17 protein-coding genes and 4 pseudogenes are annotated in these 25,658 nt (G+C 64.6%); 13 read left to right on the top strand and 8 right to left on the bottom strand.

Annotation, left to right across the window (positions count from 1 at the left end):
• Positions 1-493 (top strand): hypothetical protein (locus tag GJ630_RS15795; protein ID WP_252718830.1); only part of this gene is annotated, 493 nt, incomplete at its 5' end.
• A 23-nt stretch (positions 494-516) separates the two neighbouring features.
• On the opposite strand, the gene GJ630_RS15790 is transcribed toward GJ630_RS15795, so the two are convergent.
• Positions 517-1,863, bottom strand: coding sequence for an ATP-binding protein (locus GJ630_RS15790; RefSeq protein ID WP_191450323.1), 1,347 nt, complete (start codon positions 1,861-1,863; stop codon positions 517-519).
• A complete protein-coding gene (locus GJ630_RS15785) occupies positions 1,863-3,473 on the bottom strand; it encodes a methyl-accepting chemotaxis protein (protein WP_064288575.1) in 1,611 nt (536 codons plus the stop codon). Before GJ630_RS15785 ends, GJ630_RS15790 begins: the two co-directional genes overlap by 1 nt.
• A gap of 464 nt (positions 3,474-3,937) precedes the next feature.
• Here GJ630_RS15785 and GJ630_RS15780 point away from each other — a divergent pair, with 464 nt between their 5' ends.
• The 6 genes from GJ630_RS15780 (at position 3,938) to GJ630_RS15755 (ending at position 9,780) form a co-directional block, all read left to right on the top strand.
• Positions 3,938-5,266, top strand: a complete 1,329-nt coding sequence (locus GJ630_RS15780; RefSeq protein ID WP_014041644.1) for an ammonium transporter — start codon at positions 3,938-3,940, stop codon at positions 5,264-5,266.
• Positions 5,259-5,624 (top strand): P-II family nitrogen regulator, encoded by a 366-nt coding sequence (locus tag GJ630_RS15775; protein ID WP_004517663.1) that lies wholly within the window; start codon positions 5,259-5,261, stop codon positions 5,622-5,624. The genes GJ630_RS15780 and GJ630_RS15775 overlap by 8 nt, the downstream gene beginning before the upstream one ends.
• 9 nt (positions 5,625-5,633) lie before the next feature.
• A complete protein-coding gene (lrp, locus tag GJ630_RS15770; protein ID WP_014041645.1) occupies positions 5,634-6,092 on the top strand; it encodes an HTH-type transcriptional regulator Lrp in 459 nt (152 codons plus the stop codon).
• Between the two features lie 119 nt (positions 6,093-6,211).
• Entirely contained in the window at positions 6,212-7,570 is a 1,359-nt protein-coding gene (locus tag GJ630_RS15765) for a substrate-binding protein (RefSeq protein ID WP_050037247.1), read from the top strand.
• Positions 7,571-7,610: 40 nt separating this feature from the next.
• Positions 7,611-8,255: a chemotaxis protein CheC gene (locus tag GJ630_RS15760; RefSeq protein ID WP_014041647.1), complete on the top strand. Its 645-nt coding sequence runs from the start codon at positions 7,611-7,613 to the stop codon at positions 8,253-8,255.
• A gap of 172 nt (positions 8,256-8,427) precedes the next feature.
• A complete protein-coding gene (locus tag GJ630_RS15755; RefSeq protein WP_064288572.1) occupies positions 8,428-9,780 on the top strand; it encodes a substrate-binding protein in 1,353 nt (450 codons plus the stop codon).
• A gap of 263 nt (positions 9,781-10,043) precedes the next feature.
• On the opposite strand, the pseudogene GJ630_RS15750 reads toward GJ630_RS15755, so the two are convergent.
• From GJ630_RS15750 to nasA, 3 pseudogenes are all read right to left on the bottom strand, one after another.
• A pseudogene (locus tag GJ630_RS15750) lies at positions 10,044-11,809 on the bottom strand (nitrite/sulfite reductase).
• A gap of 379 nt (positions 11,810-12,188) precedes the next feature.
• Positions 12,189-13,558, bottom strand: a pseudogene (locus GJ630_RS15745) (MFS transporter).
• A gap of 320 nt (positions 13,559-13,878) precedes the next feature.
• Positions 13,879-15,913: pseudogene (nasA, locus tag GJ630_RS15740) on the bottom strand (assimilatory nitrate reductase NasA).
• Positions 15,914-16,162: 249 nt separating this feature from the next.
• Here nasA and GJ630_RS15735 point away from each other — a divergent pair.
• Positions 16,163-17,500 (top strand): glutamate-1-semialdehyde 2,1-aminomutase, encoded by a 1,338-nt coding sequence (locus GJ630_RS15735; RefSeq protein ID WP_064288570.1) that lies wholly within the window; start codon positions 16,163-16,165, stop codon positions 17,498-17,500.
• A gap of 1 nt (position 17,501) precedes the next feature.
• Positions 17,502-18,317, top strand: coding sequence for a hypothetical protein (locus GJ630_RS15730; RefSeq protein ID WP_151102677.1), 816 nt, complete (start codon positions 17,502-17,504; stop codon positions 18,315-18,317).
• Positions 18,318-18,403: 86 nt separating this feature from the next.
• On the opposite strand, the gene GJ630_RS15725 is transcribed toward GJ630_RS15730, so the two are convergent.
• The gene (locus GJ630_RS15725; RefSeq protein ID WP_014041654.1) at positions 18,404-19,513 is read right to left on the bottom strand and encodes a PAS domain S-box protein; all 1,110 of its coding nucleotides are present in this window, start codon (positions 19,511-19,513) and stop codon (positions 18,404-18,406) included.
• Positions 19,514-19,751: 238 nt separating this feature from the next.
• Here GJ630_RS15725 and GJ630_RS15720 point away from each other — a divergent pair, with 238 nt between their 5' ends.
• Positions 19,752-20,606 carry a ribose-phosphate diphosphokinase gene (locus GJ630_RS15720; protein WP_050037253.1) on the top strand — a complete coding sequence of 285 codons (855 nt, stop codon included), beginning with the start codon at positions 19,752-19,754 and terminating at the stop codon, positions 20,604-20,606.
• Positions 20,607-20,669: 63 nt separating this feature from the next.
• Here GJ630_RS15720 and ileS read toward each other — a convergent pair whose 3' ends face one another.
• Both ileS and GJ630_RS15710 read right to left on the bottom strand, forming a co-directional pair.
• Entirely contained in the window at positions 20,670-23,927 is a 3,258-nt protein-coding gene (gene ileS, locus GJ630_RS15715) for an isoleucine--tRNA ligase (RefSeq protein WP_191450318.1), read from the bottom strand.
• Between the two features lie 52 nt (positions 23,928-23,979).
• Positions 23,980-24,171, bottom strand: a complete 192-nt coding sequence (locus GJ630_RS15710) for a DUF4177 domain-containing protein (RefSeq protein WP_191450316.1) — start codon at positions 24,169-24,171, stop codon at positions 23,980-23,982.
• 84 nt (positions 24,172-24,255) lie between these two features.
• On the opposite strand from GJ630_RS15710, the gene GJ630_RS15705 reads away from it, so the two are divergent.
• From GJ630_RS15705 to GJ630_RS15695, 3 genes and pseudogenes are all read left to right on the top strand, one after another.
• Complete coding sequence (locus GJ630_RS15705) at positions 24,256-24,879, top strand: uracil-DNA glycosylase family protein (RefSeq protein ID WP_044952092.1); 624 nt, start codon at positions 24,256-24,258, stop codon at positions 24,877-24,879.
• Between the two features lie 34 nt (positions 24,880-24,913).
• Positions 24,914-25,342 (top strand): HIT family protein, encoded by a 429-nt coding sequence (locus GJ630_RS15700; protein ID WP_058990859.1) that lies wholly within the window; start codon positions 24,914-24,916, stop codon positions 25,340-25,342.
• A 42-nt stretch (positions 25,343-25,384) separates the two neighbouring features.
• Positions 25,385-25,658, top strand: a pseudogene (locus tag GJ630_RS15695) (ParA family protein); the annotation flags it as partial.

Genomic DNA, 25,658 nt, shown 5'->3' with positions numbered 1-25,658 from the left:
GGGGTGGCCAATGATACCGCGAACCGGAGCCGTCTGTGGCGGTGCGGCGCTGACGGCGGGCGTCGTGACGCTTTTCGTCGCCGGCATTAGCGCGGTCTCGACCGCTGCCGCCCTCGTCGGCGTTGTGCTGCTCGCCGGCGGGCAACTGATTCAGTCCGGCCGGCTCATCGACGTCGCCAGCGCGTCACTGTTCCTGGCGCTGCTGGTGGCCGCCCTTCAGGGGGCAACGACGACCACGGTGCTGGTCGCCGGCGGCGCGACGGTGCTGGCCTGGACGTTCGCACACGCGGCTATCGACCTCTATGCGGACCTCGGAACGGCTCCCGGGACGCCCGTCGAACTCACGCACGTCGCGGGGACGACAGGGCTGGTCGGAGGCGCCGTCGTGGTGACGACCCTGCTCTTTCAGCTAAACGTCCCGCCGCTGTCACCGCTGGCGCTGGCGAGTGTCGTGCTGGGCGCAATCGCGCTGACCGCGGCGCTCAGGCGCTAGCGTCACAGCGGACTGGACAGCGCTCACTTCCGCGTCGGTGTAACCTCGGATTCCGCGGTGTCAGCCAGTGTGAGAACGTCATCGGCATCGGAGAGCGGGAGCCTGAGCGAGACGGTCGTCCACCCGTCGGCTCGTTCGTACTCGATGCCGCCGCCGGCCGCCTCGGCGACCCACCGAGCGAGCCAGATACCGAGGCCGCTCCCGTGCTGGAGATTGGTGATATCCGCGTCCTCGAACACGACGGCCCGTTCGACGGCGGGGATACCGGGGCCGTCGTCGAGAACGCGGACGAACGCGTCTCCACCGGCCCGCTCGGCTGTGATTCGGACGGCTGTGCCCTCGGGTGTGTGTCTGACCGCGTTCTCGACGAGGTTGTCGAGCGCGTCGTAGACGGCCGTCCCGCCGGTGACAGGGAGTGTCTCGGGGAGTGCTGTTTCGACCGGTGTATCGGGGCGATAACTGTCGGCGACGGACCGAGCCAGCGCCGCCGCGTCGACCGACTGATCGGATTCGCCGTCGAGCGCGGTCTCGACGCTTCGGGCCTTTTCGCTGACGGCGGCGAGGCGGTCGGCCGCATCGAGGGCGCGAGACGCGGCCAACGAGACGGACGAGTCAGCTGCGTGGGCTCGGACGTATTCAGCCGTCCCGAGCACGACAGAGAGTTCGTTGCGGAGATTGTGCCGCAGGACGCGGTGGAGAACGCGGAGTCGCCGCTTTTGCCGCCGGCTGTCAGTCACATCCGTGTACATCGCGAACCCGCAGCGACGGCCGTCGGTCGTGTCGTACGGGACGCCGCGGTAGATGAACTCGCGGCAGCCGTCGGCTGTTTTCCGGGAGACGACGGCGTAGTTGATTTCGCCCGAGGCCGTCCGCTGGTCGTAGTTAACCGCCTCTTCGACGCGGTCGCCGGGAACGATGTACTCGTTGAGCGGTTCGCCGACGATTTCCTCGCGGTCGTAGCCGAAGGTGTCGACGAACGCGGGGTTGACCGTGCGGACAATCGGGACGAAATTGACGATTTCGAAGCCGACGACCGCGTCCTGGATGAGGTCGAACAAGTACTGAAAGGGGTCGGCCGTCTCGGCCGTTCGACAGAGCGAGCCGACGACGGACCCGTCGGCCGCCGTCGTGAGCTCAACCGGAACTGGACCAGGAAGATCGCTTTGCGGGAGCGTAACCTGGCAGGTTCTGGTCAGCCGGCCCGGCGCGCTGCTGACGGCCTGTCTCGCTGTGGCCAGTGTCTCGCGGTCCTCGGCTGCGACGACCGCTTCAACGGGTGTCCCGACAAGTTCGTCAGGCGTCCGGCCGAGCAGTGCGGCGAACTCGTCCGTCGCGAACGTGAACCGACCAGTGTCGTCGATGCCGAACATCAGTCGTCTCGGACTCGGAGGAAAGGTGGGCTCGACAGCTGTGAGACCGGTTGTTTCTCACCCACAGTACCACGCGGCGAGGCCGTGAGCGTCAGGTACTCGCGGCCGTCAGTCCGTGCCAGCGTGAGTTCCTGGTCGGCAGCGCCCGAGTAGAACGCCCCGAGCGTGGCCGGGACCGCGTCGTCGTTGATGACGTTGACCACTGTGTCGTGAGGGGCGAAGACGCCGTCGTCGTTCTCGTACCGGGCTTCCCTGGCCGCCTGTTCGCCCATCATCCGTATCTCGCCCTGAATGTTTCCGACGATGACCAGCGGGGCGTCCCGTCTGGTGGCCGTCGTCTCGTTGGCGGCAGCCAGCGAGGTCCGTTCGAGGTCGAACACGTTGTACCGGGCGTCCCAGTTCCCGAACGCATCGAGGATGAACAGGGCGTCGTCATCAAGCGCGTCTTCGAGCGAGTGGTCGGTTGCTGCGAACGCAGCGGCAAGCGTCGACCGGTCGAGGGACGGGGGTGGCGTCAGCGAGACCGCCCGGCCGGCGGCGACGGCCGTCGCGCACAACTGAGCGATAGCGCCGTCGACCTGCGTTCCGTCAGAGTACCGGAAGACAGCCTGGCCCCCCATGACGAGCCCGCCGCCACAGAGGTCGTCGATACCGTCGATACCGGTCGAGACTGTCGGTGCGTCCGCCAGACGGTCCTGCCGGTCAGCCTCTGCAGCGGCGAGTACGTCGTCAATCTCGTCCAGCATCGCGGTCTGCTCGGAGCGGGCGGCGCGTATCTCCGAGAGGTCGTCTTCGATGGCGGCGGCGCGGTCCGAGACCGTCTCACACCGCTCGGCGACCGCTTCGCTCGTCGTCGCCTGCTCGTCGGTCGCCGCCGAGACAGACGCGATGCCGTCGGCCGTCTCCGCGACGGTATCGGCCACGTCGTCGAGCCGCGCCATCGCCGTGGTGACCTGCTCGGCCCCAGTGTCGATTCCGTCGATGGCCTCGTTGAGCTGTGCAACGGTGTCGTCTGTGGCTTCGCGAACCGCAGCCAGCGTCGTTTCGATTTCCGCAGCCTGCTGCTGGGACTCCTCGGCGAGCCCCTTGATTTCGTCTGCAACGACGGCGAACCCGTCTGTGTCGGTGGTGTCGCTCGCCCGCGCCGCCTCTATCGAGGCGTTCAGCGCGAGCATATTCGTCTGGTCGGCGATACGGTCGATGCCGGCCAGTGCATCGGCAATACGGTCGACCCGGTCCTCCAGGGCGGCCACCTCCGCGGCAACTGCCTGCCCCAGTTCGCGGACCTCGTCCATCGACTCGATGGCGTCGGATGCGGCCTCCCGGCCGTCGTTTGCCGCATCCGTCGCCCGCTGGCTCTGCTCGCTGACCTCGGTCGCGGTCGCAGCGATCTCCTCGATTGTGGCGGAAAGCGACGAGACGTCGTCGGCGATCTGCTGTGCGTCGGTCGCCTGTGCCGTTGCGCGGTCGTCAATCGCCGCGAGTTGCTCGCCGACGGTCGCCGACGCCGCCTGAACGACGTCCAGTGCGCCCTGTGCGTTCGCGACTGCCCGTTCCTCTGTCACGGCCGTCGACTGGTCCGGAACGGAAGGATAGTGGTCGGAAGCCATAATCAGCTAGGTCCACTCCGATCTACAATCAATTTGTACAGTTTATCGGTACTTTGTACCACGTCCCCCCACTGTTTTCCGGACATTTATACTGAATCAGAATCTGTATTCGCGAGATATAACCCTGTTGTCGCTGGCAACACCCGCCAGACGGGAGCGCGCGCAAGGGAAAACGGCCTATTTGGCCCCCTCTGGCCGGAACTGGGGGCAACAAACGTCCAAAATTCCAGTGTGCATATACGGACTTTCTTGACGGAGAACAACCTTATATCCATAATATCATACCCTAATCTGGACGGTCGTCTACCATATCCCCTCTAATTTCCGTGTTCATAAAGGCAAACCTTATGTAGTGTTGTTACCAGAGCCTTTCTCGTGAAAGAGTTGAAGAAGTTGAGCCAAAGTGGGGCAAAGTTGGACATGCAGACGGCTGTCGATACGAAAACGAAACAGGTGAGCTAGAAATGAGCTACACTGCACTACAGGTAGATCCGAGCGTACTCGCAGAGGGGGTTAACCTGCTGTGGGTACTGGTGGTATCGTTCCTGATTTTCTTCATGCACGCGGGCTTCGCCATGCTGGAGGCGGGCCAGGTGCGCTCGAAGAACGTCGCGAACCAGCTAACGAAGAACCTCCTGACCTGGTCGGTCGGCGTGACGGTGTTCTTCCTGATCGGCTCGGGGATCAGTGCCCTGGTCGGCGGGAGCGGCTTCTCGCCCGCCTTCGGCGCAGGGGCCGCAAACGACTACGTCGGCTGGCTGTTCGGTGCCGTCTTCGCGATGACGGCGGCGACCATCGTCTCCGGCGCGGTCGCTGGACGGGCCAAGCTCCGTGCGTACATCACGTACACGTTCCTGCTGGCGGCGGTCATCTACCCAGTCGTCACCGGGATCACGTGGGCCGGCGCGTACATCAGCTTCGGCGGCGAGGCGTTCCACGACTTCGCCGGCGGGATGATCGTCCACGGCATGGGCGGCATCGCGGGCCTCACGGCGGCGTACGTCCTCGGCCCACGCATGGGCCGGTACAACGAGGACGGCTCCGCGAACGTCATTCCGGGCCACTCCCTGACGTTCGCCGTTCTGGGAACGCTCATCCTCGCGTTCGGCTGGTACGGCTTCAACGTCGGGACGGCGGCGACCGTCTTCGTCGTTGAGGACGGATCGCTCGCCCTCGGCGCGTTCGCGACGGTCGGCCGCGTCGCGATGACGACGACCATCGCGATGGCCTGCGGTGCGATGGGTGCCGGACTGGTCGCGTGGCTGAAGACCGGGAAGGTCGACACCCTGTACGTGGCAAACGGGCTGCTCGCCGGGCTGGTCGGCATCACGGCGATCCCCGACACCACGACGTGGTGGGGCGCAATCGTCGTCGGCGGCCTCGCGGGCGGACAGCTGCCGGTCGTGTTCAGCTTCATCGAGAACCGGATGAAAATCGACGACGTCTGTGCCGTCTTCCCGGTCCACGGGAGCGCCGGCGTGCTCGGCACGCTGCTGTTCCCGTTCGTCGCCACGTCCGGCACGGTCGGGTCGGTCGTTAACGCCTTTATCGCACAGCTGATCGGCGTCGCCGCCATCGCGGGCTGGACGATTGTCGCAACCGGGGTCGTCTGGTACGCCCTCAAGGCGGCCGGCCAGGCGCGGGTCACGCCCGAACACGAGCAGGAAGGGCTGGACGTCAGCGAACACGGCGTCGAGACCTACCCCGAGTTCGGTGGTGGCGAGAGCGTCGTCGCCGATGGTGGTAAAGTGAGCCCGAGCATGCGTACTGACGGAGGTTCCCAAGATGACTGACGAAACCGACGACTCTGAAATCAAGATGGTAGTCGCAATGGTTCGACCGGACAAACTCGGCGACGTGAAGAAGGCGCTCGCCGAGGTCGGCGCGCCCTCGCTGACAGTGACGAACGTCTCCGGTCGCGGCTCACAGCCCGCAAAGAAGGGGCAGTGGCGCGGCGAGGAGTACGTCGTCGACCTGCACCAGAAGGTCAAAGTCGAGACGGTGGTCGCGGACATCCCCGCGGAGGATGTCGTCGACGCCATCGCCGACGGTGCCCACACCGGCGAGAAAGGTGACGGCAAGATATTCGTCCTCCCCGTGGACAACGCCTACCAGGTCCGAACCGGTAAAGAAGGCCCAGAGGCAGTCTGAGCGGACGAAATGGTCGATGATACCGACAGACAGGTAGTGAACGCACTGCTTCAGGACGGCCGGGCGAGCGCCCGTGACGTCGCCGCCGCGACCGGTATCGCGGCGACCACGGTGTCTCGCCGGATGGACGACCTGGAGGCGACCGGTGTGATCGACGAATACACCGTCGACATCGATTACGGGGCGCTGGGCTACGACGTGACCGCCGTGTTCCAGCTCTCCGTCGAGGGCGACGGGCTCGGACGGGTGGTGGACCAGCTACGGGACCGACGCGAGATGATCGCGGTCTACGAGGTGACCGGTGACCACGACATCGTGGCCGTCGGGAAGTTCACCGACACGCAGTCGATGAACGAGCGGATAAAGACGCTGCTGACCGACGAGGATATCCGATCTGCCTCGACGTCAGTCGTACTGAATACGGTGTGCGAACACGAGCAGTTCCCGGTCGACGGAACTGACGCCTGAGGACGACGCCTGTTTTCCGACTGGCAACCACAGCAGTGAGTAGCGTCCCGTATCGGTTTGGAGACCTATTGAGCGATGAAGGAAGGTTTAATTACAGCAGTAGTAATATATTTTTCATCATGGATTGGGATGCTCGGGGGTCAACGGTGACGCGACGGGAGCTACTCGGAGCCGTCGGAGCGAGTTCGCTCGCCGGACTTGCTGGCTGTGGCGGGGGCAGTCGCGCCACGACGCCGACAAGCAGTGCCACAGCGTACGCGAACCAGCCGGTCGACGACGACCAGGTGACGCTTGGCCTCACAGTTCCGCAGTCGGGGTCGTTCTCGCCGCTTGGGACCGGCCAGCAGCGCGGGTTCGAACTGGCCATCGACCACCTCAACGAGGGCGGCGGCTGGGTCGACACCGACGCGTGGCAGGCGCTGTCCGGGGACGGCATTCTCGGCCGGACGGTCGAGAGCGTCATAGCTGACACGGAGTCCAGTTCGAAAACGGCCCGTGACGTGGCAGAGACGCTGGTCGAGCAGGACGGTGCCGTGATGGTCGCCGGCGGCGGGTCGACGAACACAGCCCGGGAGTTGCTCAAGTACTGTCCGACCCGCGGCGTGGTCCACATGCTCGGGTTCGCGCCGGGGACGAACGTTACGGGGATCGGCTGCTCGCGGTACGGGTTTCAGGAGATGCACAACGGTCGGATGGCCGCCAACGCGCTGGCTCCGGTGTTGACCGAGCGGTTCGACGGGCGAACGGAGTTCTACCAGTTGCACGCCAGCTCGGATTTCGGTTTCACGCAGTCCGAGCAGTTCAAGCGCCGGTTCCAGTCGGAGAACTGGAGCGAGATGGGCGCGACGAAGACGCGGGTCGGAACGGAGAACTTCAGGCCGCAGTTGCAGGAGGCCGTGGACACTGACGTCGACGCCATCGTGTTGTCCTACCGCGGGCGCGACGCAGTCACCGCGCTGAACCAGGCGACGGATATAGTCCCGGAAGAGATGGACATCGTCATGCCGATCGTGAGTCGGCAACTGGCCCGCGATGTCGGCGCCGACATGGCCGGTATCGTCGGCACTATTTCGTGGGATTACAGCATCGAGACACCGCTCTCGACGGCGTTCACGGAGGCGTTCGATGCGGCGTACGCCGACGATCAGGTCCGGGTCCCGTCAGACCAGGCTCGACTGGCCTACGCGCAGACGCTCCAGTACGCCGCGGCCGTCGAGCGGGCCGGGACGTTCGAACCGCCGGCCGTCATCCGTGAACTCGAAGGCACCACGTACCAGGCCGGACGCGGCGAGGCGACGTTACGGGCATGCGATCACCAGTCGGTGGGACCTGTTCCCGTCGTCGAAGGATCCAGTCAGGGCCCCGAGGTACTCGACGTCATTCAGCTTTCGACTGACGTCGCGTACGGCTGCGAGGAGTATCCCGCAAGCGAGTGTACTGACCTGGGGCCGTACGAACCCGAGACGGCCGACAGTTGAGGGGCGGTGGCGTTAAGCCGCTCGCGCCGCTCCAGAAGATATGGGCTTGAAAGTGGACGTGCGGAAGCTGGACCTTTTCAATCAGATGGCAAAGGAGGGGTCTGGGACAGTCGCGGAGAACCTCGGGCAGCTGACCGGGCTCGACGCGACAGTTCGGACCTCACAGATCAATTTTCTCGACATTGCGGACGTCAAAACACACATCGGCGACGACAAGGGCGTCGGCATCTACGTCGAACTGAACGAACCGCCCTACGGCTACGTCCTGTTTCTGCTCGAACCAGACGACAGCAAGCAGATGGCCAGCGCGATGATGGGTGGAATGGGTGAGCCAAGCGAGGGCGAGGGGTTCTCCGACATGGAACGGTCGGCGATGCAGGAGATCGGCAACATCATGACCTCCGCGTTCATCGACGGGTGGGCCAACGTGCTGGAGACGACCATCGACATGGGGACACCGAACTTCGTGTTCGGGCCGGCCGACGGCATCGTCGACGAGATGGGCGGCTGGCCGGACTCCGACCTGGTGTTCGTCGTCGACTCGCGTATCACCGTCGACGACGGCGACCTCGGGATGACCGTGTACACGTTCCCCGAACTGGAGGACCTCGTCGCGCTCATCCAGGATATCGACCTCGATACCGACGTCGCAGTAGACACCGAAGCCAGCGACATTCTCGACTGACATCGGTCCCCTATCTCTTCTCCCCCTTTTCCTCGCGCGGCCAGGGTGGATGTAATCACCGAGAAGACAGTCTGAAGGCCGTCACTACCAGATACCAGCACCTTCTATGCTAATTGTTCACTTATTCCTATTGAAAAAAGTATTATATATATTTACCATCAAAACAGCTGGTATGGGATCGGAAAGAGGGGGAGCAGTTGACAGGCGGTCCGTACTACAGATCGCCGGTGGGGTCGGTACCGCAGGGCTCGCCGGGCTGGCGGGATGTCAGGGCGGGGGTTCGACAATCGAAAGCACACCGGAGCATCCACCGCTCGGGAACTATCCGGTCGAAGGAGAAACGGTCACGCTCGGCTTCAACGTCCCACAGTCGGGGACCTACGCCGCCGAAGGGCGCGACGAACTCCGGGGGTATGAGCTCGCGGTCACGCATCTCAACGAGGGCGGTGGCTGGGTCGGCCAACGCTCCTTTGACGTGCTCAGCGGCGACGGCGTGCTCGGGAAGACCGTCGAGTACGTCACCGCGGACACGGAGACGAAACCGGATGTCGCAACGGCCAACGCCGAGGAGATGATCGAGCAAGACGACGTCATCATGTTCTCCGGCGGCTCGTCCAGTTCCGTCGCCATCGCCCAGCAGGACGTCGCACAGGCCCAGAAGGTCCCGTACATGTGCTGTCTGACCCACTCGAACGACACGACGGGACGGGACTGTGTCCGCTACAGCTTCCGGGAGATGTTCAACGCGTACATGACCGCACAGGCGCTGCTTCCGGTACTCAAGGAACGGTTCGGCCGGGAGGCTCAGTACGTCCAGATCTACGCGGACTACAACTGGGGCAAGACCATGGAGTCGTCCATCCGTGACTTCTTCACGTCGAGCGGCTGGGTCGAACTCACAAGTATTCCGACGCGTCTCGGGACGACGGACTACGAGGAGCCGCTCAAGCAGGCCCGGGACGCCGGCGCGGAGGTCGTCTTCCTCGACCACTACGGACTCGACGCCGCGAACTCGCTGACAAAAGCCCAGGAGATTCTCCCGGACGAGGTGGGGATTGTGGTGCCGCTGTACAACCGCATCGTGGCACAGAACGCCTCGAAGGCGCTCGACGGCGTCGTCGGGACGGTCGCGTGGGACACCAGCGTCTCGTCCGACCTCTCGAACGAGTTCAAGAACGCCTTCACCGCCGAGTACGGGAACGCACAGCGGCCCTCCGGCGTGGCCCATCTGGCTTACGCACAGACGCTCCAGTACGCCGCGGCCGTCGAGCGGGCCGGCACCTTCTACCCGCCGGCGGTTATCCGGGAACTGGAAGACCACGAGTACTCGGTCGGGCTGGGCAGCCAGACGATGCGGCGCTGTGACCATCAGGCCCAGCGTGGCGTGCCGGTAGTCGAAGGGCTCTCCGAGTCCGAGCAGTCCCTTGGCCGGTTCTACGACCTGCTCAGCGTCACGAAGGCGGTCGGATACGACTGTGACGGCGGCCCGGCCGCAGAGTGCGAGCTCGGAGACTACGGGGACTAGAGCCAGAGCGCAGCGACTACTGCGCAACGGAAAAATACGGCAAACGGAGAACCGAACGGGGACGTGGACACGAGCAGTCCCCAGCTGTCAGAGGCAGACGGACGCGCTGTGACGGACACGTCACGTCGGCGTATCCGGCTGTTCGGAGCCGGGGCCGCGTTACTCCAGTAGCTCCGGTGCCGCGTCGTATGCCACCCCCTTGACCGCGGATTCCGGCGGATCGTCTCCGTCGTGGTCGGTCGGGCAGTCTGTCTCAGCCATGGTCAGTCGTCCGCCGAAATCGGCTGGCCCTCGGCGTCGGTCGGGGCCGGGCTTTCGCCGTCGTCGAATGGATACCACGACTGCTTGCCGTCGGCTAGACACGGGTCGGTGTACCCCTGGACCTCGTGGGGTTCGGCCAGTTCGACGATGGTCTCGTGACCGGTGGCGTCGACCCACTCGCGGAAGGTCTGACCCTCCGAGCGAAGCGCGGCGTAGGCTTCGACAATGTTGGCGATCATGCCCGGCACCTCGTCAGCAGGGACGCGCTGGCGGACCCACTCGATGAACGTCGGCTCCTCGCCGATGCCGCCGCCGACGCCCACGTCGACGGCTTCGACCATCTGGCCGTCCTTGCGGGCGCGCATCCCCTGTAAGCCGATGTCGGCCGTCATCGCCTGGCCGCAGTCGGCCGTACAGCCCGAGAAGTGCATCTTGATGCGGTCCACGTCGTCGGGCACGTCGACGTTGTCACCGAGCCAGCGGAGCAAGCGGGCCATCCGCGCCTTCGTCTCCGTGAGCGCGAGCGAGCAGAACTCCGTCCCGGTACAGGCCATCGCGCCCTGAACGAACGGGTTCGGCTCGGGCGAGTGTTTCTCCAGCAGCGGCTCGTTGAGGAGGTTCGAGAGATTCCCGTCGGGGACGTCCATGATGAGCGGGTTCTGCCGGCGGGTCAGTCGCACCTCGCCGGAGCCGTAGGCGTCGGCGAGATCCGCGAGTTCGATGGCGTCCTCGGCGGAGAGTCGGCCGACCGGCACCGAGAGGCCGACGTAGTTCTTGTCGTCTTTCTGGTCGTAGACGCCGACGTGGTCGTGGGCACCGTACTCCGTGTGCTTGCCGGCGTTGTACGTGTACTCCCCGCGGAAGTCGGTCCCGGCGGTTTCGAACTCGAAATCAAGCCGTTCGTCGAGTTCCTCCCGGATGGCGTCAGTACCGTGTTCATCGACGAAAAAGCGCGCGCGGTTCTTCGAGCGGTTCTGGCGGTTGCCCGCTTCGTGGTAGTACTCGACGAAGGCCCGCACGGTCTCGACGGCGTGTTCGGGCCGAATGAACAGGTCGAGCGGACGGGCTTCGCGCGGTTCGCGGCCGCCGAGGCCGCCGCCGACGCGGACGTGAACCCCTCGACTTCCTCGCCAGCAATGAACTTGTGGGCCGGCTCCAGCCCGATGTCGTTGATGCTGTCCTGGGCACACCCCTGCTTGCACCCCGTCACCGAGATATTGAACTTCCGGGGCATGTTGGCCAGGTCGTTATCGTCGCGGATGGTCTCCTGAATCTCGTCCAGAATCGGGCGGGACTCGACGTACTCCTCGGCCTTGCCGGCGACCGGGCAGCCGGAGATGTTCCGCATCGTGTCCCCGCCCGCCGAGCGCGAGGAGACGCCGACGGCTTCGAGTTTCTCCCAGATCTCCGGGATGTCTTCGAGCTTGAGCCAGTGCAACTGGATGGACTGTCGCGTCGTGAGGTCGATCCAGCCGTTCCCGAACTCGGGGTTCTCGGCCGGTCCCTTCGCGTAGTCCCGAGCGACCTCGCCGATGGCCCGAAGCTGGTCGGGCTCCAGGACGCCGCCGCAGTTGGTCAGCCGCATCATGAAATACGACTCCTGGCCGCCGCGGTGGTGGAACACCCCCCAGAACTTGAACCGCGAGAACCACTTCTCCCGTTCGTCCTCGGGAATCGACTCCCAGCCCTTCTCGGCGAACTCCTCTAACTTCTCCCGTACCTCGTCGCCGTACAGCTCCGCCTTGTACTCCTCCTTTTTATGTGCCATCTTCGCGCGCCCCCGTTCTTAATGGATGTAGTTTTTTATCTCTCATATCTATCTGAATGTCCGCTAATTCACGTCTAAGTACTGAGGTCGATTCCTTATAACGCTATTCGTTAAAGAAATAAAGAATAATAGAGCGTTAGAAAATGGCCGTCCAGAATTATACCGTCTGAGAGGTGTTTAAAGAGGTTATACACTGCCCCGTCGACAGAGATGAAACCGCAGGACGGCAATCGGTTGTCCGGTCGAGTTCGGGACTGTGCGTCGGGGACGCTCCGCGGGCGTGATTCGCCCGACCGGAGCGCGACCCCGTAGAACTGAGGTGTCAGTCGCGCGCGAGCCGAACCGACGAGGGACGCGACACACCGGCCTGTTCAGTGCGTCACGCGTGCGGAAAAGAGAAAGAACGGCTCGTTCGAGAGCGATGAGCGTCAGTCGTCGCCGGAGCGACGGTGGTGCCTTCCTGCGTGCTTCCGACGAACCCAGCCGTGTTAGCGACTTTCGCGATTTCCGGCTGGAACACCCATGCAGACAGCAACACAATCGGAATCATGGTAACGGCGGCCACGGAGTACCCCAGGTGGAGGTTCGCCAGCCACGGCGCGGAGTAAAACAGCGGGTAGACGATGCCGCGACGGTGCCGACGCCGCCGACGACGCCCGCGACCGAACCCGAGTCGTTCGGGAACATCGCGGGCACCTGCGCGAAGATAGCGCCCTCGGCCCAGGCACAGCCCGTGCCCACGAGGAAGCCGATGACGACGGCGTTCAGCAGGACCCCGGAGAGGCCGGCCAGCGTCATGGCGAACATCATCACCACGATGAAACAGAGCCCGAGGAACGTCCACTGTTCGCGGTACTGGCCCTCGAAAAAGGGCAGGAGGTTCTTCTCCTTGCGGGCCAGCAGGTCGCTGCCGTAGCCGCCAAAGGGCCGGAGCAGGCCGGCGGCAATTGAGAACGTCGCCGCGAAGGTGCTCGCGATGACGAGGTTGTCCTGGTTGAACGCTTCGCGGTAGTAGGTGGCGAGCCACCCGTTCATCGACAGTTCGAGGCCGAAGGACATGATGTACGCGGCGGCGAGGACGACGGTGCCGTAGCGCGTGGCCGTGTGTAGCCAGCCCTTGAAGTTGGTGTCCTCCTTGGTCGCCTGGCGTTTCGCCTCGCTTTTCGCGGCCTCGCCCAGCGTGTAGTAGGCGATTGCGAGGAGGATGGAGACGATGCCGGTGTAGAAGAAGGCGGCCCGCCAGTTCGTCGAGAACAGCGGCCCGTTCCAGCCGGACCCGAACACACGGGGCAGGATGAGCGCCCCGCCGGCGGCACCGGCGTTCCCGACGCCGGCGTAGATGCCCTCCGCCAGGCCGAGGTTCTCCTCTTCGAACCACTCGGCGACGTGCTGGATGCCGATGACGAACGTGATGCCGGCCGTCGCCACGATGAGTCGCAACACGAAGAACACGGAGTAGTCCTGTGCGAAGGCGCTCCCTATCGAGAACACGCCGACGTAGGCCAGTACGATGGCGAAGATGGCCGGCGCACCGAACTTATCCGAGAGCCAGCCGGTGAGCATCCGGCCGAACGGTGCCATCCAGATGGCCGAACTGGCGAGAATACCGATTTCCGCGGTCGAGAGCCCGAACTCCTCTGCCATCGGGCCGGTGAACGGCGCAAAGGAGAACCAGATGAGAAACGAGAAATTGAACCCGATAGTTGCCAGCAACAGCGTCCGGTACTTCGTCATCTTGATCAGTCCCATGCCGACACCTCGGTTACGGACGCGGTATTGTTCACGGTCGATAACGAGACTTTGTTCACCAATCCGCCTTTATTTTGGATGTGTGCCCACATCAGTACATGAAGTCCGAAAGTCCCACCATTTAATAACAGTAACCGTTTACAGAACGGCTATTCTACCCAGCCTGAGTGGATAGACCGCAAATATATCATCGGATATCCCCTGTTTAAGGACATTGAACGCCCAGCGGACGGGGGAATAATTGGACATATTTAGATTACTTCGGACGGCGATGGAGAAGCGCGTGTCGACGAACCGTCGGGGCCGCGCCTGATATCGGCTCAGTCGGCCGTGGCGGGCGGGAGTTCAGCCTCGGCGGCGACGAGGCGGGCGGCACACTGCTTGAAGTTCGGTTCGTCGGACTGGGGGTCGCGGTCCGAAAGCGTCAGCCGGTTCGTTGCCGGGTGGTGAATGGGGAGCCACACCATCCCCTCGGGGACGCCCTCGTCGCGGTCGATGGCGACCGTCGCGGAGCCACGGCGGGTCTCGACGGTCAGCCGGTCGTCGGTAACGAGGCCGCTGTGTTCCTCGACGGTCTCGGGGTGGATGCGGGCCACCAGCGGACCGGCCTCACCCCCGCGGGACCGGACGCCGGTGTTATACCCGTCGGCCTCGCGGGCCGTGGTCAGCGTCAGCGGGTAGTCGTCGTCGGTCGGCTCCGGGAGCGACTCCTGGCGGCCCGTCGAGAACTGTGCGCGGCCGGAGGCGGTGGGGAACGACCACGACTCGTCGTCGTAGTAGCGGTAGCCGCCCGAACTCACCCCGTCGGGCGCGGGCCACCTGACGGCGTGGCTGTCGTCGAGGCGTTCGTAGGTGATGCCCGAGCAGTCGGCGACCGTCCCCTCGGTGAGGGCGGTGAACTCGTCGAAGACGTCCGAGGGGTCCGGCGACGTGCTCTCGAACAGGCCGGGGAACAGCCGCGAGCCGATGGTGGCGATGATGTCCAGATCCGGCCTGACGCCGCTTGGCAGGTCAGTCGCCGACCGGACCCGGGAGATGGTCCGCTCCATGTTCGTCGTCGTCCCGTCGCTCTCGCCCCACGTCGCGGCGGGCAGGACCACGTCGGCGATCTCCGTCGTTTCGGTGTGGAAGGCGTCCTGCACGACGACGAAGGCGTCTTCGAGCGTCTCGCGCACAGAGTCGGCCTCGGGCATCCCGGCAACGGGATTGGTGGCGACGGCCCAGACGGCGTCTGGCTCGGCTTCGAGCATCCCGACCGGGCCGGGGCCGGTGTCGTCGGGGAGGCGGTCGACCGGCACGTCCCAGTGATCGGCGACGAGACGGCGATGGTCCGGGTCCTCGAAGGCCCGCTGGCCGGGCCAGGACCCCTTCGAGGAGCAGATGCGGGTCCCCATCGAGTTGGCCTGGCCGGTCAGCGAGAACGGGCCGCCGCCGGGCCGGAGGTTCCCCGTCGCCAGCGTCAGGTCGATGAGCGCCCGGGCGGTCTCGGTCCCCTGGACGTGCTGGTTGATGCCCATGCCCCCAGTAGACCAGCGCTTGCTGGTCCATCGCGTCGGCCAGCAGGTCCACCTGGGCCATCTCGACACCGGCCTCGGCTGCCGCGTCGGCGGCGTCGGGCAGGGTCGCGAGCAGGTCGTCGAATCCCTCGGTTGCTGCGTCGACGAACTCGCGGTCGACCCGCCCCGTTTCGACGATGCGGGCGAGGACGGCCCGGGCCAGCGCGAGGTCCTTCCCCGGGTCGGGCGCGACGTGGTGCTCGGAGTTCTCTGCGGTCTCGGAGCGGACGGGGTCGACGACGATGATTTCGACGCCATCCTCGTCAGCAGACTGCTGAATCCAGCGGAACATCACGGGGTGGGCGACCGCCGGGTTCGCCCCCCAGACGACGTGTCGGTCGGCGTCGCTGATGTCGGCGTAGGTACACGGCGGCGCGTCGCTGCCGAAGGCCTGGTAGTAGGCGGTGACGGCGCTGGCCATACACAGCGTCGTGTTGGCGTCGTAGTTGCGCGTCCCGAAGCCGCCGCGGGCGACTTTCCCCAGCGCGTAGGCGGCCTCGTTGGTCTGCTGACCGCTTCCGAGGACGGCGACCGAATCGGGGTCCCGCTGGTGGACGGCCTGAAGCCCCTCGACCGCGCGGGCCAGCGCCACGTCCCACTGGGTCTGACGGAGTTCGCCGTCGCTGCGGACCATCGGTCGGGTGAGCCACTCGCCGTCGGGGGCCTTGCTCTCCCGGAGGCCACGCGCACAGGCGAGTCCCTGACTGACCGGATGGGCGGCGTCGCCACGAACAGCGTCGATACCGTACCCTTCGTCAGCGCCCTGGTGCATGTGGCCACAGCCAACGGCACACCGCATACACGTCGTCGGTACCCAGTCGCTCACAGCCGCCCACGCGCCGTCAAGACGCCCATTTGTCCAATTTGGCATGATATCGAAGTACGTTCGGATGCCATTATCGTAATTACATAGATGAATACGCACCGTATAACAGTGACTCTTTACGAAATATTTATTTTACCGGTGAACGCATGACATCCGTCCACTAGGTCGGTGGGACCGCGAGCTAACAACAGTTTCTTTCTGACAGCGGTCAAACGGCAGCGTATGAACCACGAGCAGTCGCGAGCGCTGTACGACCGCGCCCTGTCGGTGCTGTCGGGCGGCGTCAACTCCTCCGTGCGAGCCACGCAGCCCTACCCGTTCTTCGTCGAGAAAGGGGACGGCGGGCACGTCATCGACGCCGACGGGAACCGATACATCGATTTCGTCATGGGCTACGGTCCGCTGCTGCTGGGCCACAGCCTGCCCGAGCAGGTCCAATCAGCCATCCAGCGACACGCCGCTGAGGGGCCGATGTACGGCGCGCCGACCGAAGTCGAGGTCGAACTGGCCGAGTTCGTCACCCGGCACGTCCCCAGTGTCGAGATGCTGCGGTTCGTCAACAGCGGGACCGAGGCGACGGTCTCGGCGGTCCGACTGGCTCGTGGCTACACGGGGCGGGACAAAATCGTCGTGATGCAGAGTGGCTACCACGGGGCACAGGAGTCCACGCTGGTCGAGGGCGAGGGCGACCACACGGCCCCGTCCAGCCCCGGCATCCCCGAGAGCTTCGCTGAGCACACCCTGACCGTGCCGTTCAACGACGAGGAAGCCGCCCACGAGGTGTTCGAGGAACACGGCGACGACATCGCCGCGGTGCTCACCGAACCCATCCTCGGGAACTACGGCATCGTCCACCCGGTCGAGGGCTACCACGACACGCTCCGGGAACTGTGTGACGACCACGGCTCCCTGCTTATTTTCGACGAGGTCATCACCGGCTTCCGCGTCGGCGGCCTCCAGTGTGCCCAGGGCGCGTTCGACATCGACCCCGACATCACCACGTTCGGGAAGATTGTCGGCGGCGGCTTCCCGGTCGGGGCAATCGGTGGCAAAAGCGAGATCATCGAGCAGTTCACCCCTGCCGGCGATGTGTTCCAGTCCGGAACGTTCTCTGGCCACCCCGTGACGATGGCGGCCGGTCTGGAGACGTTACGGTATGCGGCTGAACACGACGTATACGACCACGTCAACGAGCTCGGCGACCGGCTCCGAGCGGGACTGCAGGACATCCTCGAAGACCAGGCCCCCGAGTACACCGTCGTCGGCCGGGACTCGATGTTCAAGGTCATCTTCACCCGCGACGGGCCTGATTCCTTCGACGGACATTGCGAGGCTGGCTGCCGGCAGCGGGAGTCCTGTCCACGCTTCGACTACTGTCCGAAGACCGGCCACGACGTGACACAGGCCGAGACCGAGCGGTGGGAGCGCCTGTTCTGGCCTGCGATGAAAGACCAGGGCGTGTTCCTCACGGCGAACCAGTTCGAGTCACAGTTCATCTGTGATGCCCACACAGGTGAAGACATAGAGAATGCGCTCGAAGCATACAAAGAGGCGATATGAGGTGAGCGACGACGACATCGCACTGTCCGAGAAGCGAATGTACGGGGCGAAACGTCCGGAGACCCACGCGTACGTCGCGTCGGGACTGGGCGTCACCCGCGTCGAGACGGCCGGCGGCCAGATCGGGCGGTTCAGCCTGAGCGAACGGTGCAATGCCCGTGATGTGGCCGGCGCAAGCGGCGAAGTCGCGGTCGCCACCGACGAGGACGTGCTCGTGTTGACCGACGACGGCTTCGTTCCGACTGGGTTCGGGCCAGCCACCGCCGTCGGCTACGACGGCGACGGACTGCTCGCAGCCGGCGACGGCCGCGTCGCTCGGTACAGCGGGGAGTGGCGAGATATCGGCGAGGTCGCGGACGTCCGTGCCATCGACGGCGACCGCCTCGCCGCGGCCGAGGGCGTGTACGCCCTCCCGTCGCTCGACCGACTCGGCCTGGTGGACGTGGTCGACGTGGCCGGTGACTACGCCGCGACCGAGAGCGGGCTGTACCGCTACGAAGGCGGGAGCACCGACAGCGACGGCGAGTGGACCGAGGTCCGGTCGGGCCGACACTTGGCAGTTGCAAGCGACGGTGAGCAGGTCCATGCCGCCGCGGCGGACGGCCTGTACGAACTGACAGCCGGCGCGTGGGAGCCCTGCACGTTGCCAGCGACCGAGCGCGTCGTCGACGTGACCTACGGCGACGACACCTACGCGATCACCGAGAACGGGACCTTCCTCGTCGCAACCGCGGCCGAGGCGACCGCCGACGGACAGGGCGGCTGGCGACAGCGCTCGCTGGGCGTCCCCGACGTCGTTGGCGTCGCTGTGGCCTGATTCGATCAGTAGTATCTAAGCGGGACTTCGCGGTTCTATCCGGCCTTCATGGCAATAGATCAGTATCGACCGGCGTCCATGCACTCTTACTGCGGTATTTGCTGTCTGTCGGCCTCTTTCAAAATAATGCCGTAGCCACGGAGCGCTCCGGACTCGTCAAAGCTCGCAGAGAGCGTCATGTCTGTCCAGCAGCGCGTGCCGTCCTGACGGATCTGTAACCCTTCGTGGGAGACGGTCCCGTCTGTTTTCGCGGTATCGAGGAGTTGCTCGGGAAGGCCGTTCGCCAGATCAGACTCCTCGAAGAACGTCGAAACGTGCGCTCCGATGATTTCCTCCGCGTTATAGCCAGTGAATTGTTGAGCACCGTCGTTCCAGCGAGTGACGTAGCCCTCATGGTCGAGGGTGAAAAAGGCGTGGTCGTCCATGGCATCGATAAGAACGTCGAACTGAGTGCTCTGTCCCACCAACTGCGTCCGTTCGGGGGTGATGTCCCGCGCCGTACACACGAGTACCCCGTCGTCAGCGTGAGCCAGGCGATGGTTCGTAACGAGCCTGTCGCCGTCTTTCATCAGTCGAACTGTTTCACCCGACCAGTACTCGTTTTCTTTGACCGCTGGGATGATGTCGTTCTCTAGCCGGTCCGCTTCATCGTCGTGGTACAGAATTGTCCAGGGCTCGCCGGCCAGTTCATCCTGCTCGTATCCAAATAGGTCCGCAAAGGCAGGGTTCACATACGAAAACGTCCCGTCCGGGTCGATGAGGCTGATCCCTTCGCTGGCAGTCTTCATCGCCCTGTAGCTACGGTCGATTGTACGGACGGCACGGTAGCGTTCGACAAGGTTCGTGATTCGATTGGCCAGGATCGCGTACTGGTCAGTCCCATGCTCTTTCTGGATGTACTCCGTCACGCCGGCCGTGATAGCTTCGCTCGCGATCTCTTCGCTCCCTTTGCCAGTAAAAAGGATGAACGGCAGGTCAGGAGACTGTTCGCGGACTGCAGCCAGGAACTCCAGCCCGTCCATTACTGGCATATCATAGTCCGAGACGATACAATCGATGTTCTCCGCCCGAAGAATCGCAAGACCGTCAGTACCGTTCGTTGCCGTTTGAACTTCGAGCCGTTCGTTTTCCCGTTCGAGGAACTGGGCGGTCAAATCCGCAAAATCAGGTTCGTCATCTAAATGTAATACCTTCATGATTTTGGAGGGACTGCGCTGTTCGTACTTTGGAATCGAGCAGAGATAAATACCTCATCTAGTTGTAAATAATATTATGAAAATATATCATTGTATCGGAAAATAGGCATGGTCACACAAGTTACGTGAGTGTTGTCGCTATGGGTGTCAATTACAATGCACAGTTGTCTGAAGGGAGAGTCAGCCACGATGTCGGGGAATCGAAAAGAGGTTTAGCCCGGACAGCCACCCACCGCACATGATTATCCCCGGGGCGGACACGCAGGCGTTCGCGGCGACCCTCGCCGAGGCGACGGGCGAGCGGCTTGGACGGGTCGAGTACGAACGGTTCCCCGATGGTGAGCACGTCGTCCGGGTCCCCGAAGCAGTCGCTGGCGAGCGTGCCGTCGTCGTCGCATCCACTGTCGACAGCGACGCGCACCTCCAGTTGCTCCAGTTGCAGGACGCGGCCCGCGAAAGCGGCGCGAGCGAGGTCATCACCGTCATCCCGTACATGGGCTACGCCCGTCAGGACGAGGCGTTCAAGCCTGGCGAACCGGTCTCCTCGCGGGCGATGGCCCGCGCCATTTCGACGGGAACCGACCGTGTACTGACCGTAAATCCCCACGAACCGGCCGTCTGTGATTTCTTCGACGTGCCAGCCACCAACGTCGACGCGGCGAGTGTTCTCGCCGACCCGCTGCCTGCGGACCTGACGAACCCCCTCTTTCTCTCGCCCGACGAAGGCGCAATCGCCCTCGCGACGACGGTCCGGGACGCGTACGGCGAGGGTGAGACGGACTTCTTCGAGAAGGATCGGGACTACGACACCGGCGACATCGAGATCAGCCCCAGCGACGCGCCGGTCGAGGGCCGGGACGTGGTGCTGGTGGACGATATCATCGCCACGGGGTCGACGATGAGCGAGTCCGTTGGCGTCCTCGACGACCGCGACGCCGAACGGGTGTTCGTCACCTGTATCCACCCGATGCTCGCCAGCAACGCCCTGACGAAGCTCAACAGCGCCGGCGTCGAAGCCGTCTACGGCACGGACACGCTTGAACGCGCCGTCAGCGAGGTCAGCGCCGCACCGGTCGTCGCCGAAGAGCTGTAGACACCGGTGCTGAAACACGAGGGGCAAAAAAACCCCGCTCGTTGTAACGCGACTGCGTGCCGCTTAATCCGACGCCTCAGCTGCGGCGACCGGTGCTATCGCGATTTCCATCTCAATCCCTTCGACGTCCCACGTTTTTCGATGGCCGTCCTCGACGCCGCCGAGTTCGTCAGCCCGAACCTCCTCTTTGATGAGCGCCTCGTGCTCGCGGACCAGCGAATCCACGCGCTCGTCGTCGATTGCCAGGTCCACGACGATGCGCTCCTCGATATCGAGTTCGAGGTCCTTTCGCATCTCTTGCACGCGGCGGATGACCTCGCGGGCGTACCCCTCGCTCTCGATGCCTTCGGTGAGCGCCGTGTCGACGTAGACGACGCCGCCGCCATCGAGCGCAGCGAACTCCGTCCCGGTGACGCCCTCGGGCGTCTCGCGGCGGAACGCGACCATCTCCTCGGTGAGGTCGACGTCCTCACCGAGCGCCTCGCGTACTGTACCTTCGAGGGTATCGAGTGACTGCTCGCCGACGCGGGCCTCGTTGAGCGCGTTCATGACGCGGCCGGCGTCGTCGCCGAAGGCCGGGCCGAGTTCGCTCATGTCGGCCTCGGCGGAGTACTGGAGTTCGCCCCACTCCTCGTCAGCGCCGACGACCTCGACGGCGCGGGCGTTGAGCCGGTCGGCGATGATGGCCTCCTGTGCGCGGACCGCGTCGGCCACGTCGTCGCTGTCGACGTCGACGACGACGCGGGTGACGGGCCAGCGGAGCTTGCGTTCGGCCTGCTGGCGGGCATTCGAGCCCGCTTCCTCGACCTCGCGGACGACCTCGATTTCGCGTTCGAGCGCAGGGTCGTGCAGGTCGGCGTCGACCTCGGGCCAGTCACACATGTGGACCGTCGGGTGGCCGGCGTCGCCGGTGAGTGCGCCGTACACCTGCTCGGCGACGAACGGCGTGAACGGGGCAAACAGCGCGGCCACGGATTCGAGCACGCGGTAGAGCGTGGCGTAGGCGGCCTGCTTCGAGGCACTGTCTTCCTCCTCCCACATCCGCTCGCGGACGACCTGGATGTAGAACCGGGAAACGTCCTCGACGACGAATTCGAGCAGTTCGTCGACCGCCTTGTCGTTCTCGAAGTCGTCCATCGAGTCGGTCATCGCCTCGGTCACGGTCTGAAGCCTGGAGAGGACCCACTCGTCGACGAGTTCGAGGTCTTCGCGGACATCCTCGACTGTGGTCTCCTCCGGATTGAAATCATCCGCACGCATGTACGGCAGCGGGAAGCGCGCGACGTTCCAGAGGATGTTGAGCCGCCGTTGCATCTCGGCGGTCTCCTCCCAGGAGAAGTTCATGTCCTCGCCCTGGGCAGTCACCGACAGCAGGAACAGCCGCATCGGGTCGCGGCCGTGCTTCTCGATGACCTCGTGGGGATCGATGAGGACGCCCTTGGACTTGGACATGCCGCGGCCGTCGGGCATGTTGGCGTAGCCGTGCATCAGCACCTGCTTGTACGGTATCTCACCGGTGGCGGCGGTGCTCATGCCCAGTTGCGACCAGAACCAGCCGCGGGTCTGGTCGTGGGCCTCCATGATGAGGTCGGCGGGCCACAGCTCCTCGAAGTCCTCAGTCTGTTCGGGGTAGTCGACGGTCCCCCACGTCGCCACGGAGGAGTCGAGCCAGACGTCGAACACGTCGCCGACGCGGGTGTAGGTCGTGCCGTCCTCGGTGATGGTGAGGTCGTCGACCGTGCCCTTGTGGAGGTCGACGTTTTCGGGGTCGATGTCCTGGTCGACCCGCTCGGCGAGTTCCTCGCGGTCGCCGACGACGATGGCGTCGTCCATGTCACCGGACCAGTCTTCAGGGAGCCAGATGGGGATCGGGATGCCCCAGTAGCGCTGCCGCGAGACGTTCCAGTCCGGCGCGTCCTCAACGAAGTCCCGGAAGCGGTTATCGCGGGCCCACTGCGGGTACCACTCGCTGTCCTCGATATTCGCAAGCAGTTCGTCCTTGATGTCGGTCACCGTGATGAACCACTGGTCGGTAACGATACGGACGATGTCGGTGTCACAGCGCCAGCACTGCCCTTCGCGGACGGTGTGGCCAGATTCACTGGAGAGCAGGACGCCGTTCTCGTCGAGGTCGTCGATGACCTCGTCGTTGGCGTCGCGGACGAACGTCCCTGCGTACTTGCCCGCGTCGTCGGTGTAAACGCCGTCGCTCCCGACCGGACAGAAGATTTCGAGGTCGAGTTCCTGTCCGCGCTCGAAGTCCTCCTCACCGTGGCCGGGCGCGGAGTGGACGAGGCCCGTGCGGTCGGCCTCGACGTAGTCGGCGGTGTACACCTGCCCAGAGCCCTCGCCTTGGGCGTGGTCCGGCACTTCCTCGGCCAGCGGGTGGTCGTACGCCCAGCCGACCATCTCCTCGCCGGTGAGTTCCTCGACGACCTCGTAGTCGTCGTAGCGGCCGGCCTTCAGCACGTCCTCGACGCAGGCCTCGGCGACGTAGAGCCGTTCGGTATCACCGTCTTTCTCAGCGTCGACGCCCACGTAGTCGAGGTCACCGTCGACGGCGACGAAGGTGTTGGCGACGATTGTCCAGGGCGTCGTCGTCCAGATGACCAGACTGCCCTCGCGGCTCGCGGTTTCACCGCTCGCTCGTTCCGAGGTCTCGCTCCGCTCGCCCTCGCGGTCCGCCAGAGGGAATTTCACATAAATCGACGGCTTGCCAACGTCGTGGTACTCGACCTCGTTGTTGGCGATGCCGGTCTCACACCGCGGGCACTGATTGATGGAGCGCTGGCCCTGCTCGACCAGCCCGCGCTCGTGGGCCTGCTGGAAGCCCCACCAGGCGGCCTCCATGTACTCGGGGTTGACCGTCTTGTAGGGGTCGTCCCAGTCCATCCAGACGCCGAAGTCCTGAAAGTCCGTCTGGAGGCCTTCGAGTTGCTCCTCGGCGAAGTCTTTGCACTCCTCGATGAAGTTCTCCTCACCGAACTGCTCGATGTCTTTCTTGTTCTCGAAGTCGAGGCGCTCCTCGACTTTCGTCTCGATGGGGAGGCCGTGCATGTCATAGCCCGGCCGGTCAGTGACGTCGTACCCCTGCATCCGCAGGTAGCGGATGTAACAGTCCTTCAGGGTCTTGTTCCACGTCGTCCCCATGTGGGCCGCGCCGGAGGTGTAGGGCGGCCCGTCAACGAAGAAGTAGTCCTCGCCGTCGGCCCGGTGGGCCTTCGTCTGCTCGTAGGCGTCGACGTCGTCCCAGTACTCGAAGACCCCGTCCTCGACGGCGTCGGGGTTGTACTGGTCGTCGACAGCGGCGAAACGTTCCATACCGGCACATTCGCCGCCTCCAATAAAGGACAATCGGTTGTATGTGTGCTGTTCAGGGCTCGCGCTCACGCTGGAGGAGCAAGCTGACCGTCTCGCCGGTCTTGTCTGTGAGCGGAGCGGCGACATGCCACCCCTCGGCTCCGAGTTCGTTCAGTTGTTCGACCGGCGGCGTGACCTCGCCGCCGAGTCCGGCGATCATGACATTACTGTCAACCTCGATAGTGCGGTACTCGTAGGAGGGCATACAGATGCTGGAGCGGCCACCGGCGATAAACGTCTTGTGGTGGCGACCGCCACGGCTTTGCCGCCGACGGCCGTGCCAGCGCATGTGCCAGCGTTCCCGACCGACGAGCAGCAAAACGCCCTCACAGAGGACTGCCGACGCTGCCCGGAACTCGCCGAGAGCCGGACCTGCATCTCGTGGGGCAACGGCCCGCCGTCGGCCGACCTCGTGGTCATCGGCGAAGCACCGGCTGACGGCGACCCGGAAGCCGAGCAGTGGCGGGGCGGCAACCTGACCGGGATGGCCTACACCTCGCGGCGCTCCGGCCGGAAAATCCGGCAGGTGCTCGCCGACGCCGGGTTCGGCCACGACGACTGCTACTACACCAACGCCGTGAAGTGCCATCCGCCGGAGAACCGCGACCCGACCGACGCGGAGTTGGCGAACTGCCGCCCCTACCTCGTCGAGGAAGTCGAAGCAATCGAGCCAGCGGCGGTGCTGACCACCGGCAAGCACGCGACGAAGACCGTGCTGGCGCTGGACGACGACAGCCTCGACGGGTTTCTCGACAGCGTGCTCGACCCGCTGCAGAGCGAGGCGCTGAGCGTTCCCGTGGTTCCGCTGCTCCACCCGTCGTATCAGGAGGTCTGGCTCTCGCGGCTGGGCTACAGTTACGACGAGTACACGGCGGCCATCGCCGACACGGTCACCAGTGTCGATGACACCTAGAACCTTCTTGTGACCGCCGGACACAGGGACGACCATGAGCGAGGACTGCATCTTCTGCCAGATTGTCGCCGGTGACATCCCGAGCCGAACCGTCTACGAGGACGACACCGTGTTCGCGTTCCTCGATGCAAATCCCCTCTCGCCGGGGCACACGCTCGTCATCCCGAAGGCCCACCACGAACGGCTGAACGACACGCCCGCCGACGTGGCCGGCGAGGTGCTGTCGACCCTGCACGAACTCGTCCCCGCCGTCGAGGCGGCCGTCGACGCCCCCGCCAGCACGGTCGCGTTCAACAACGGCGAGGCGGCCGGCCAGGAAGTCCCGCACGTCCACGGCCACATCATCCCGCGGTTCGAAGACGACGGCGGCCGGCCGATCCACGCGCTGGTCAACGACCGTCCTGACCTCTCCGACGACGAACTAGACGACATCGAGGACGATATCGTGGCCGAACAGGCGTAAAATTCCGTATCTTTTTATCGAAAGATAATCCAACAGCGACGCATGGGGGTTCCGACGCTCGCGTTCATAGGGTGTACCGGTGGGGCTGGAACGACCAGGCTGACAGTCGAGACGGCGGCGACGCTGGCCCGGGGTGGGCGGTCCGTCGCCGTCGTCGACGCGGCCTTCGGCACGCAGGGGCTGGCAACGTACGTCGACGGGCGGCTCGACGCCGACGTGACTGCGGTGGCCGTCGGCGACGTGCCGGTCGACAGCGCGCTGTTCGAGTGGGATATCGACGCCGACGGGCGGGTTGCGCTCTGTCCGGCCCACGCGC

It is taken from the genome of Haloarcula sp. CBA1122 (assembly GCF_009741785.1).
Lineage (GTDB): Archaea > Halobacteriota > Halobacteria > Halobacteriales > Haloarculaceae > Haloarcula > Haloarcula hispanica.
Note: the sequence above shows the minus strand (reverse complement) of the source record. Positions and strands in the feature narration are given on the sequence as shown.